Source organism: Humibacillus xanthopallidus, assembly GCF_044793955.1.
In the GTDB taxonomy this organism is placed as follows: domain Bacteria; phylum Actinomycetota; class Actinomycetes; order Actinomycetales; family Dermatophilaceae; genus Humibacillus; species Humibacillus xanthopallidus_C.
Map to the genome: position 1 here is coordinate 903,726 of NZ_CP084995.1, position 10,752 is coordinate 914,477.

12 protein-coding genes are annotated in these 10,752 nt (G+C 68.5%); 5 read left to right on the top strand and 7 right to left on the bottom strand.

Annotation, left to right across the window (positions count from 1 at the left end):
• Positions 1 to 20: 20 nt before the first annotated feature.
• On the top strand, positions 21 to 320 hold the full coding sequence (locus tag LG278_RS04175; protein WP_404391229.1) for a DUF6907 domain-containing protein: 300 nt from the start codon (positions 21 to 23) through the stop codon (positions 318 to 320).
• Here LG278_RS04175 and LG278_RS04180 read toward each other — a convergent pair.
• The 6 genes from LG278_RS04180 to nhaA all read right to left on the bottom strand — a co-directional run bounded on the left by LG278_RS04180 (position 298) and on the right by nhaA (position 6,368).
• Positions 298 to 936: a response regulator gene (locus LG278_RS04180; RefSeq protein ID WP_404391231.1), complete on the bottom strand. Its 639-nt coding sequence runs from the start codon at positions 934 to 936 to the stop codon at positions 298 to 300. The genes LG278_RS04175 and LG278_RS04180 overlap by 23 nt on opposite strands.
• The gene (locus LG278_RS04185; protein ID WP_404391233.1) at positions 930 to 2,330 is read right to left on the bottom strand and encodes a sensor histidine kinase; all 1,401 of its coding nucleotides are present in this window, start codon (positions 2,328 to 2,330) and stop codon (positions 930 to 932) included. The genes LG278_RS04180 and LG278_RS04185 overlap by 7 nt, the downstream gene beginning before the upstream one ends.
• A gap of 199 nt (positions 2,331 to 2,529) precedes the next feature.
• A complete protein-coding gene (locus LG278_RS04190; protein WP_404391235.1) occupies positions 2,530 to 3,372 on the bottom strand; it encodes a serine hydrolase in 843 nt (280 codons plus the stop codon).
• On the bottom strand, positions 3,365 to 4,276 hold the full coding sequence (locus tag LG278_RS04195) for an alpha/beta fold hydrolase (protein WP_404391237.1): 912 nt from the start codon (positions 4,274 to 4,276) through the stop codon (positions 3,365 to 3,367). Before LG278_RS04195 ends, LG278_RS04190 begins: the two co-directional genes overlap by 8 nt.
• 21 nt (positions 4,277 to 4,297) lie before the next feature.
• Entirely contained in the window at positions 4,298 to 4,903 is a 606-nt protein-coding gene (locus tag LG278_RS04200) for a phage holin family protein (RefSeq protein WP_404391239.1), read from the bottom strand.
• Positions 4,904 to 5,036: 133 nt separating this feature from the next.
• On the bottom strand, positions 5,037 to 6,368 hold the full coding sequence (gene nhaA / locus LG278_RS04205) for a Na+/H+ antiporter NhaA (RefSeq protein ID WP_404391241.1): 1,332 nt from the start codon (positions 6,366 to 6,368) through the stop codon (positions 5,037 to 5,039).
• Between the two features lie 226 nt (positions 6,369 to 6,594).
• Here nhaA and LG278_RS04210 point away from each other — a divergent pair, with 226 nt between their 5' ends.
• On the top strand, positions 6,595 to 6,828 hold the full coding sequence (locus LG278_RS04210; protein WP_404391243.1) for a hypothetical protein: 234 nt from the start codon (positions 6,595 to 6,597) through the stop codon (positions 6,826 to 6,828).
• 28 nt (positions 6,829 to 6,856) lie between these two features.
• On the opposite strand, the gene LG278_RS04215 is transcribed toward LG278_RS04210, so the two are convergent.
• Positions 6,857 to 8,251 carry a hypothetical protein gene (locus LG278_RS04215; protein WP_404391245.1) on the bottom strand — a complete coding sequence of 465 codons (1,395 nt, stop codon included), beginning with the start codon at positions 8,249 to 8,251 and terminating at the stop codon, positions 6,857 to 6,859.
• Between the two features lie 539 nt (positions 8,252 to 8,790).
• Here LG278_RS04215 and LG278_RS04220 point away from each other — a divergent pair.
• From LG278_RS04220 to LG278_RS04230, 3 genes are all read left to right on the top strand, one after another.
• Positions 8,791 to 8,964: a Flp family type IVb pilin gene (locus LG278_RS04220; RefSeq protein ID WP_404391247.1), complete on the top strand. Its 174-nt coding sequence runs from the start codon at positions 8,791 to 8,793 to the stop codon at positions 8,962 to 8,964.
• A gap of 149 nt (positions 8,965 to 9,113) precedes the next feature.
• Positions 9,114 to 9,470, top strand: a complete 357-nt coding sequence (locus tag LG278_RS04225) for a TadE/TadG family type IV pilus assembly protein (RefSeq protein ID WP_404391249.1) — start codon at positions 9,114 to 9,116, stop codon at positions 9,468 to 9,470.
• Between the two features lie 65 nt (positions 9,471 to 9,535).
• Entirely contained in the window at positions 9,536 to 10,750 is a 1,215-nt protein-coding gene (locus LG278_RS04230; RefSeq protein WP_404391251.1) for a Tad domain-containing protein, read from the top strand.
• The last annotated feature ends 2 nt before the right edge of the window (positions 10,751 to 10,752 follow it).

Sequence of the window (10,752 nt, forward strand, 5' to 3'; positions counted from 1 at the left end):
TCTCTAGCAGGAGGGATGTCATGAGCATGACCAACGGTTCGTATGCCGGCCGACCGGCAAGCTGCCCCACCTGGTGTGTGCAGCAGCACGGCATACGGACGGGGGAGGACGATGCGATCCACGTGAGTGGGGAGCTGCTCGTCAGGGGGACGTCGCTGCGGCTCTGCACCACAATCGACCCCGCCACGGAGCAGGTCGATGGGCCGTACGTGCTTCTCGGCGGTGATGAGTACACCCTCCACGAGGCGGACGCCCTCATCGATGCATTGACCCACCTCGTCGACGAAGGTGTCGGCGTCATTCGCCGCGCAGGAGCCTGAAGGCGCCCTCGCGATCCGTCACGCGGAGCTTCTTGAGCACCGAGGACACGTGGACGCGGACGGTCGTCGCCGACAGGAAGAGCCGGCGGGCGACCTCGTCGGTGGTCAGTCCTTCGCTGAGCAACTGCATGACTTCCCACTCACGCGCGCTGAGCTTGGCGGCGGCGGCGGTCGGCCGACCGAAGCGACGCCTCGTCGGAGCGCGGAACTCGTCCATGACCCTGGCCACCAGCCGGGCCGACATGGCGCCCTCCCCGGCGAGGACGCCGCGAAGCCTGTCGGCGAGCTGGGTCGGGTCGGTGTCCTTGAGCAGGTAGCCAGACGCGCCCGCGCGGAGCGAGTCGAAGAGGTCCTCGTCCTCGGCGGACTGCGTCAACATGACGACCGCCACCTCGGGGTTCGCCCTGACGATGTCTCGGGCCGCCTGGATGCCGTTACCGGGCATGTGAATGTCGAGCAGCGCCACGTCGGGTTCGTGTTCCTGCACGAGTCGGACCGCATCGGCGGCGGTCGCGCCTTCGCCGCAGACGTCGCAGCCCCCGGACTCGAGCGCATCACGCACCCGACCACGCATTCGCGCGTGGTCGTCCGCGATGACGACGCGAACCGTCACCACGTCACCGCCACCGTGGTCCCGCGACCGGGAGCTGAGTCGATGGCGAGCGAGCCGTGCAGCGACGATGCTCGGTCCGCCATGCTCGTCAAGCCGTAGCCCGTCGCGCGGCAGCTTGCCGCGGACGGGTCGAAGCCCACGCCATCGTCCTGGACGAGAAGCCGCCGGCCCTGCTCGCCGTCGGTCAGCAGCAGCCTGACGCGATCTGCACGGCCGTGCCGTATGGCGTTCGAGACCGCCTCTCGGGTGATTCGCACCAGCGCGTGCCGCTGCTCCTGGTCGGCTCGCACGGAGTCGTCGACCTCCACGTCGAGAATGGCGTGGTAGCGCTCCGCGACCTGTCGAGCAGCCCGATGGAGAGCGAATCCGAGCGGCTCGTCGGTGCTCCTTCCCAATGCATCGACGGCGCCACGCGCCTCGTCGAGCCCACGGTCGCAGGCTTGGAGGATGCGTTGTCGCGCACCCGAGTCCGCGTCGATGTCGTGCGCCTCCGAGCGGATGTAGGCCAGCTCCTGCACGACGCCGTCGTGCAGCTCGCGGGCGAGTCGTCGTCGATCCTCGAGGACGGCAGCGCGCGCTTGGGCAGACCAGTACTGCCTGATCTCCCGCGCCGCACCGATGAGCAGGACGAGGTAGCAACCGGTGCGCAGCAGGTCGCCGGTGTAGAGCCATTCGCTGTACAGCGACGGGAAGAGCACGTAGCTGACGCGCGCAAAGGCGGCGAGCGCGAAGGCAGGCCCGAGCCACCGCAGCAGCTCGTCACCACCGTCGGGCTCCTCGAGCAGGGCCTGACGCGTGAAGAGGATGGACGCGGCGCCGAAGCAGCACGCGCCGAAGGCTTGCGCACCGAGGAGCAGCGGGTGCCCGCTGATCGTCGGTCGCTCCGCGGACACCGGCGGAGTCTGCGCCAAGGCGGCCGGTAGGACGTCGCGCAGGAGCCACAGCACCGAGAAGCCCACGACGACGGCGGCCACTGGGACGGCCCAGAGCCCGGGGCGCAGCACCACGGTCACGAGGCGCCGTCCCGAGAGGGCCGCGGACAGCACGAGGCCCGCGCCGACCGCGCGCAGCGCGAGGGGTAGCCAGACGGTGATCGCCTCGTCCGGGACCACGTCGAGCAGGCGAAGGCCCAGTGTCATCCCGACGCCAGCGAGTCCGAGCAACAGCAGCCCCTGGGAGAGCAGTACGTCCTGAAGACGCCGACTGCGTGTGAACCGTCCGTAGAGGAGGTATGCCGCGAGTAGCGCGACGCCGCTGTCCACCGTGTCGAGCACCAGGTGCAGTTCAGGGCTGTGGTAGGCGAAGAGCAGGTATGGAGTGCCGATGATGACCGCGGTGGTGGCCAAGCCGACCGCCCACCCCGCCACTGTCATGGCGAGTGCCAGTGGATCACGCATGGCGCGCATGTCCGATGTGCCCCTGCCTCTCGTGCCGACGCCACCCCCGAGCCGGCACCGCCACGCTAAGGGGAGGCCATGCCGTTCGCAACGAAATGCGGTATCACGCCGAGAATCACCCGTTCCCGCGGTTGTGGTCACGGGAAGCGAAGCAGATCGGTCGTGCTCGGATTCCGCGATGCTGGAACCCTGCGAGGCTTCAGGCGGTGAGCAGTCGAAGGACATGGTCGCCGACGAGGCGCATGCCGCGTAGCACGGCCCACACCGTGAGGTGCTCGAGGGAGGTGCCGACGGCGGGCTCCCAGTTGGCGATCGCGGCCCAGCTGACGGTGAGACCCGCGATGGTGACGGCGCCGACGTCGGCGCGCACACCGGCGTCGGTGCCGGTCTTGTTCCACAGCGCCGGCTCGGGATGGAGCGAGTCGTGGTGGGCAAGGGGATCGATACCGGCCTGGTCGACGAGCGGCAGGCCGACCATCGACTGGTCGACGTTGGCCGAGAGCCACTGTCGCACGAGCAGATCCGAGCCGGGCCCGGTGGCGGTGCCGGCAGAGATGCGGTGGGCGAGCGCGCTCAGCTCGGCGGCGCTGCCGGTGCTGAGGGTGGCGGCGTGCTCGGCCGAGCGGTCGTCGCGCACCCGGTCGTGCAGCGCGGTCGCCCGCAGGCCCAGGGCGGTGGCACGGGCGGCGACCTCGGCCAGCCCGACTCGCGCGAGCAGCACGTTGGTGGCGAGGTTGTCGGAGACGGCGCCCACGAGGGCGGCCACGTCAACGAGGGGGAGGGTCTCGACCGAGAGGGTGTGCCACAGTCCGGAGTCGCCCACCCACTCCTCGACCGAGCGCGTCAGTTGCTCGTCGGGTGAGAGCTCGCCGGCCACGATGGCGCGCGCCGTCTCGACGAGGAGGAGCACCTTGCCGACGGACGCCGTGCGGAGGGAGGCGTCGGCGTCGACCTCGGCGAGCGGCATACCGGAGCCGTCGCGGATGCACAGCGACCAGGTGACGCCACCGGCGTCGGGGAGCTGGATGTCGTTGTCAGCCAAGGGAGTCGAGCCACGAGACGAGGGCGGCGTTGACCTGCTCGGGCGCCTCCTCGCCGAGGAAGTGCCCGGCCCCGTCGATCTTCACGTGGCGGTAGTCGCCGGGCACGAAGGCGCCTGAGCCGTAGGTGGGGTCGAGGAGCACGCAGCCGTCGTCGGCGCCCTGGAGCTGGAGCACCGGCACGCGGATGGCGTGGCGGATGCGGCGCATGAAGAGCGGCCCGTCGGGGCGGACCTGCGAGCGGCCGAGCCAGCGGTAGTGCTCGGCGGCGGAGTGGGCGACGAAGGGGATCATCATGGCGTCGCCGTAACGGGCGATGTCGTCGTCGGTGGGGAAGGTGCTCGACGGCGACGACCACGAGGTGAGGAGGCGGCCGACGTAGTCGTGCGACTCCGTCATCTCGCGCTCGGGGGCGAAGGGCTTCTGGAGGCCGGCGATCCACTGCAGGGCCCGGCGCTGCTTGTGGTCGGTGAACGTCGCGTGGCGCATGACGCGCGGGTGCGGCATCGACAGGGAGGCGATGGCGCGGGTGACGTCGGGACGCAGGCTCGGCATGGACCACGCGATCCACCCGCCGAGGCCTTGGCCGACGATGACCGCCTCCTTCTCACCGAGGGTGCGGATGACGCTGGCGGCGTCGAGGCTCGCCATGTAGGTGTCGTAACCGCGCGGGGGCTTGTCGGAGCCGCCGTAGCCGCGCAGGTCGAGCGCGGCGGCGCGGTAGCCCGCGGCGGCGAGGGCGACCATCTGGTGGCGCCACGCATACCAGAACTGCGGGAAACCGTGCAGGAGCAGGACGAGCGGGCCCTCACCGAGCTCGGCGACGTGGAAGCGTGCGCCGTTGGCCGAGATGTAGCGGTGCTCCCACGGACCGTCGATGTTGACGAAGGCAGAGTCGACGGGCATGGGTGCGGCGGGTCGGGCTGGTCAGGCGTCGCGCGACGGGTCGGGCTTGCTCGCCGAGTCAGTCGTCGTGATGACCGTCGTGTCGGCGGTCGAGGAGGGGGTGGCCGTGGAGCCCGTCGTCGGCGTGGTGGCCGGCGTGGCGCTGACGGAGGTCGTCGCGCGGTTGGTCGTCGCCTTGGCGACGCGGGGGTCCCACGAGGGCGGCGGTGCCGGCACGACGGTGCCGGGGTTGGCGATCGCGGCCTTGATGCCGGCGACGGTCTGCTGCGCCTCGCCGATCGCCTTGTCGGGCGAGGGCTGCACGGTCTTCATCTTGCGCACCCCGAGCAGGCCGAGCACGGCGGCGACGATGAGCATCACGAGCGTGACGATGAGGAAGCTGGCCCAGCGGGGCAGCCCCATCGCCTGGATGCCCTCGGCGAGGGTGATGAAGATGAAGTAGACCGAGTAGAAGAGCACGACCGCTGCGCCTGCGAGCAGGCCACCGCCGACGCCGGCCTTCTTCGCCTGGACGGCGATCTCGGCCTTGGCGAGCGCGATCTCGCTCCGGATGAGTGCGGAGATGTCCTGGGTCGCCGAAGCAACCAACTGGCCCAGCGTCCGCTCCGGCCGGGGATCCGTGCTCATGGACTCACTTCCTCGATCATGCCGTGGGCCACGCCTGTGCGCCGCCGATGCCACCCTACTGTGCTGCACTTACCCAGACGTGCACGGATGGGGGCGGGTCAGCCGTGTGGTGTGCGGGAGTCTCGCGGGGTGGTCAGCTCGGCCGGCCGTAGATGTCGGGGATGCCGTCGAGATCGCGGTCCTCGGTCTCGCGCGCGTGCACGTCGCGGTAGTGCCGGTTGCGCGAGCGCAGCACGACGGTGGCCAGCAGGGCCGCGATGAGGCTGCCGACGAGAACAGCGAGCTTGACGTGGTCGTCGCGCTCGGAGCCGGTGCCGAAGGCGAGCTCGCCGACGAGCAGACTCACGGTGAAGCCGACGCCGGCGAGCAGCGAGAGGCCGAAGATGTCGGTCCAGCTGAGGTCCTCGTCGAGCTCAGCCCGAGTGAAGCGCGCCAGGGCCCACGTCCCGCCGAAGATGCCGATAGCCTTGCCGACGACGAGGCCGACGACGACACCGATGGCTGCCGGATCGGTGACGGCCTCGGAGAAGCCGCCGCCGACGACGGTGACGCCGGCCGCGAAGAAGGCGAAGACGGGCACGGCGAAGCCCGCCGAGAACGGCCGAATCTTGTGCTCGAGCTTCTCGGCGAGGGAGTGGCGGTTGGGGTCGTCCTCGACCTCGCGGTGCACCGGCACGAGGAGGCCGAGCAGCACGCCGGCGACGGTCGCGTGCACGCCGCTGTTGTGCACGAACATCCACGCGAGCAGGGCGGGGATGGCGAGGAGGAAGGGGTTGGTCAGCTTGCGCTTGAGGAGGAAGCGCCACACGGCCAGCGGCACGACGGCGGCGAGCAGCCACAGGAACTGAACGCTCGCGGTGTAGAAGACGGCGATGATCGTGATCGCGATGAGGTCGTCGACGACGGCGAGGGTCAGAAGGAAGGACCGCAGCGAACTCGGCAGGTGCGTGCCGATGACCGCGAGCACGGCGAGGGCGAAGGCGATGTCGGTGGCGGTGGGGATGGCCCACCCACGCAGCATCCCGCTGACGTCGGCGCTGCTGTCGCCGGCCGTGAGCGCGAGAACCGTGACGACGAAGAGGACGGCGGGCAGCACGACGCCACAGACCGCGGCGGCGATCGGCAGGGCGGCCTTGCGCCGGTCGGAGAGCTCTCCTGCGACGAACTCGCGCTTCAGCTCGATGCCGGCGACGAGGAAGAAGATCGCGAGCAGGCCGTCGGCCGCCCACGTGCCGAGGCTGAGGTTGAGGTGCAGCGACTCCGGACCCACCACGGTGTCGCGCAGGGTCGAATAGGCCTCTCGCCACGGGGAGTTGGCCCACACGAGCGCGGCGACTGCCGCGATCAGCAGGATCGCGCCACCCACCGTCTCGGTGCGGAGCAGGTCGGCGACGTAGCTCGTCTCGCGCCACGAGCTGCGGCTGAGGAGCTTGGTGGACTTGCTGGGGTTCGGGTTGTCGCTCACAGGTGGTCCCTTCGATGCAGGGGTCATCGGACGCCGACCAGACTTCCCGGCACACCATGGCCACGGGCAGCTGTGCTGTGAGCCGTTCACGATCCTATCGGGCGGCTGGGTGCCGGCGCTGGTGCGCGTTGGCTGGGTGCCTGCCCGCAGGTGCTGGTCGCGGGGTGGCCCCTGGACCTACATTGAGGGCGGGGCAGGGGGAGTCCGACGCGTCCTTGGGGGAAGCATGAGCGAGAAGCCGGCAGGCTGGTACTACGTGGGCGACGGCAAGCTGCGCTATCGCGACGACTACGGGTGGACCGAGTTCTACATGGACACGACCGACCCGCGCGCCCAGAGCTGGCCGCCGCCGACGCCACGGACGATGCTGCAGCAGGTCCGCGACGACGAGGAGGCACGCTCCAAGCAGGCGACCAGCCGGCGCGGGATCTTCGGGAGCCGGCGGCAGCGTCGGCCCTGAAATGCGCATGCCCGCCCGGGGCTCGACCTCAGCTCATGGTACAGAAGCGCGGGGTGCCCACGGCGACGGGGCGGTAAAGCAGGAGCTTGTCCTCCCAGCGGGTCAAGGGCTGCAGCTGGATCTGCCCTGCACCGGGACCGAAGGTGACCGGTGCCCCGTTGAGCGTCCCCTCCACGACCAAGGCAGGATTCTCGGTGGCAAGTCGTCGAATTCCCATGACAGGCAGGCCAATTGTCTCGCCGGTCGCAGCTTGGACGCGCGGGTCGTTCGAGCGCTTGATGATGACGAGGTCGCTGGCCCAGTCGGATACCTGCAGCGAGGGCATGAAGACGTGGTTGGGGGAGGCCCCTTCGGTGCGCAGGCCGGAGAACATCGTGAACACGCCGGAGGTGCGAACGCCGATGTAGGGCATAGCCGCCCACACCACGACGACGAGCAGCACAAACACTTGGACCGCAAGCGGGCGGCCGAGCGCCTGGGCGGAACGTGTGGTCCTCCAGGTGAGCAGGGCGGCGGCCAGGAATGCGATGAGGTAGACCTCTGAGGCCACGAAGAGGATGGCTGATGACACGCGCACCGATGCGTAGCCCAAGAAGCCAAGGGCGAGGAAGGCTAGCGCCATCGCCAGCCAGGGTGCCCGACGCACATCTCGCACGATTGCCGATCGGCTGGTGACCCTGGCCAATCGGTCGACGATCGCTGCGACGTCTTCATCGGCGAGGAAGAGCAGGAAGAGAGCATAGAGAGCAGCCGTGAAGTCGACGACGGCGAAGCCGGGACTTGCGCTGAGGATGAAGTGGAAAACCATCGCGACACGGACACCGTGACGTCGAGTGCGACGGATCATCAGCAGGATCGGGATGAGGGTCTCGAACGCGATGGTGGCCATCACAAACGCTGGCCCGAGCCCGGACTCGCGGGTCAGCCCGAACGACGCGGTGTCGGCAATGGCTCCGGCGCAGCTGCGCAGCGGATCGAGGAAGGTGACGTTGTACTTCGACAAGGCCGCCGCCGAGTAGGCAATGAGCAGGATCCAGCGAGCGGCAGGAAACGCCGCGGCCACGGCCGGAAGACTGCAGGAACGCCGCCACGCGAGCGTCAGGAGAATCGCCACGTTGACCGCGCCGGCCAGGATCCAGTGATCGGGGCTGTAGGGCATCTCGACGACGAGGTCCAAGACCTGCGCGCCCGCCATGACAGCAAGCCACCTCCCTCTCGGCGACCAGACCGCGATCAGTGCTGTGCCGAAGGTGACGATGTTCCACGGAGTGTCCAGGCGCGAGTCGGTCGCACCGGCAAGGTGGATGACGTGTGCTGCCGCCCACATGCGGACGAACAGGGTGGTGGACAGATGCCGCGTTCCGCCTTCGCCACCGCTGTCGAGGCCGACGGCTTGCTGGCTTGCCGGGACCGGTGCGGCCATGCTGCCCCTCACGGACGAACGGGATGGATGCCAAGAACGTGGCGGAGACGATGCTAGGTGAGTCGTCGTCCGGGTGAGGTCGATTGAGCGACTGGGCTGGACCAGTGCTCAACGCGTGCCCGCAACGGCGCGAGGGCATAGCGGACTTATGGGCGATCGACCCTCGCGGAGACGGTCGATCCCTAGGCTTGCGTCCAACGAGGGAGGTGTGTCGTGCCACGACGACTCATTCAGGCGTGCGACCGAGGGGCGACGGCAGTTGAGTACGCGGTCATGGCTGCGCTCATCATCGGGGTCCTCATCTCGACCGTGGTTCTCATCGGGCCGAAGCTGCTGCCGGGATTCCAAGAAGTGATCGCCGGCCTCTGAATGCGGAGCCACCCGGTAACCGGACACTTCGGCCATCCCCGACAACCCAGACTTTGCGGAATTTTCAACTGTTTCAGCGATTCGGAAGACAGCAGGACCTTCGGGCACCTAGTTTCTCCGCCGTGGGGGTTCCACATCGGGTGGCCCGTCAAACGTGAAAGAAGACAGTCATGACCAAGCTTGCAGCCAAGATCCAGACGCGCCTCCAGGCAGAGCGTGGCGCCACCGCGGTGGAGTACGGCGTCATGGTCGCGCTCATCGTCGCGGTCATCGTCACCGTTGTCGCCACGCTCGGGCAGGACATTCTCAACGCCTTCACGAATGTCGAGACCGCGATCCCGTGATCGGCTGATCCACGACGCGCGGCTCTCACTGCTGTGGGAGCCGCGCTCAGCCTTTCAGCCTCAAAATGCAGCGGGAAGTCAAGATGTACGGGTGTAGAACGTGGGGTCAGCGCTTTCGGCTCGGTCAGTCGCAGCGCGGAGCGACTGTGGTGGAGTTTGCGATCCTGCTTCCGCTCATGCTTCTCATCCTTGGTGGGATCACCGACTTCGGCCGCGCGATGTTCACTCAGATCCAACTCTCCAACGCGGCGCGAGAGGGTGCTCGCGCGGCCGTGGTCAGTGACGCCAGCGCGGATGAGATCGTCGATCGCGCCTCGTCGTCTGCGCCGAACATGTCAGACCTGACCATTACCGTCGATTTCCAGTGCCCGGGCGACACCGCGCAGGTCACGGCGTCGAGAGAGTTCGACTGGATCCTGCTCGGCCCCGCCGCGCAGTTCATGGGAAGCACGGACACGTTCAAGGACACCCTCACGTCGACGGCGGTGATGAAATGCGGTGGTTGAGCCCTTCGTGCCGCCGGGGCGCCCGGAGGCCACGTGAGCGTGGTGCGGTCGCGCCGCTGTTCGCGGTGCTGCTCGCCACGGTGGTCATGGGCATGCTCGCGCTCACGGTCGATGTCGGCTCGATCATGGTCGAGCGACGCTCGCTGCAGAACGGCGCTGACGCGGCTTCTATGGCACTAGCTGACGTGTGCGCGCAGGACGAGGCTTCATGCGATCCCAATGACGGCGAGAACGACGCGATGCTGACGAGCCTGTTGGAAGCCAACACCGGCTCGGACGGCCTGTCTCAGCTTGAGCTGGACGGCAACCGCCCTGACACGACGAACGGGCAGTGTGCCCGGACGCCCACGGGCAGCTCCTTTCCGGGCATGCCGGAATGCCTGTCCGCGAGCGAGACCGCCGACATCGCGGCCCTCAACGAGTGCCCTCCCGTGCCCGCTTGGCTGGCCGACGAACCCGAGATTCCCTACGTCGAGACATATTCCCGCACCCTGAGTGAGGGCGGCACGTCGATCCTGCCGAAATACTTCGCGCAGACCCTCGTGGGCACCCCGCCCGACAGCTCGGTGTCGGCCTGCGCGCGCGCCGCGTGGGGTGCGCCGACGTCCTACACGGGCACCATCCCGATCACGTTCTCAGTCTGCGAGTGGCAGTACTTTATGGACGACTATGGTGGCTACGTCGCGGAGCTTCCGGGGCCGAACGGCTACGGCAGCGGCCCCGGCCAGACGCCGTGGCCGACTACCGACCGGGAGAAGGTCATCTACCTCAAGGCTTCGTCGAGTGCCGAGCCGAAGACCTGCTTCTACAACGGGATGAACGACTTCCCAGGAGCCTTCGGCTTCGTCACCTCGACCGGGTGCGTCGCCACTGTCACCACCGAGGGGTGGGTGGACACCAAGACCGGCACGGCCGTGCCCAACGACTGCAAGCCGCTGCTTTCTGGCATGCACAACACGGTCGTGGCGCTGCCGGTCTTCGACTGCGTGCAGGGGGGCGCGAGCGCGCCAACCGCCGACATTGCCACCCTCGACTGCACTGACCTCGGCACCGGCACGCAGGCGTGGTATCACATCGCGGGCTGGGCGAAGTTCTACATCAGCGCCGTGCGAGCCCCCAGCGTGAACCTTTTGAGCGGCATCTCTGGTGAGGCCTGCTCCAACAGTGAGGTCTGCCTCAAGGGGTGGTTCGTCAAGGGCTCCCTTGAGGATGTCGACTCCATCACGGCGCCCGACGGCGACAACGACTTCGGCACCTACGCTGTGCTTCCGGCCGGCTGACA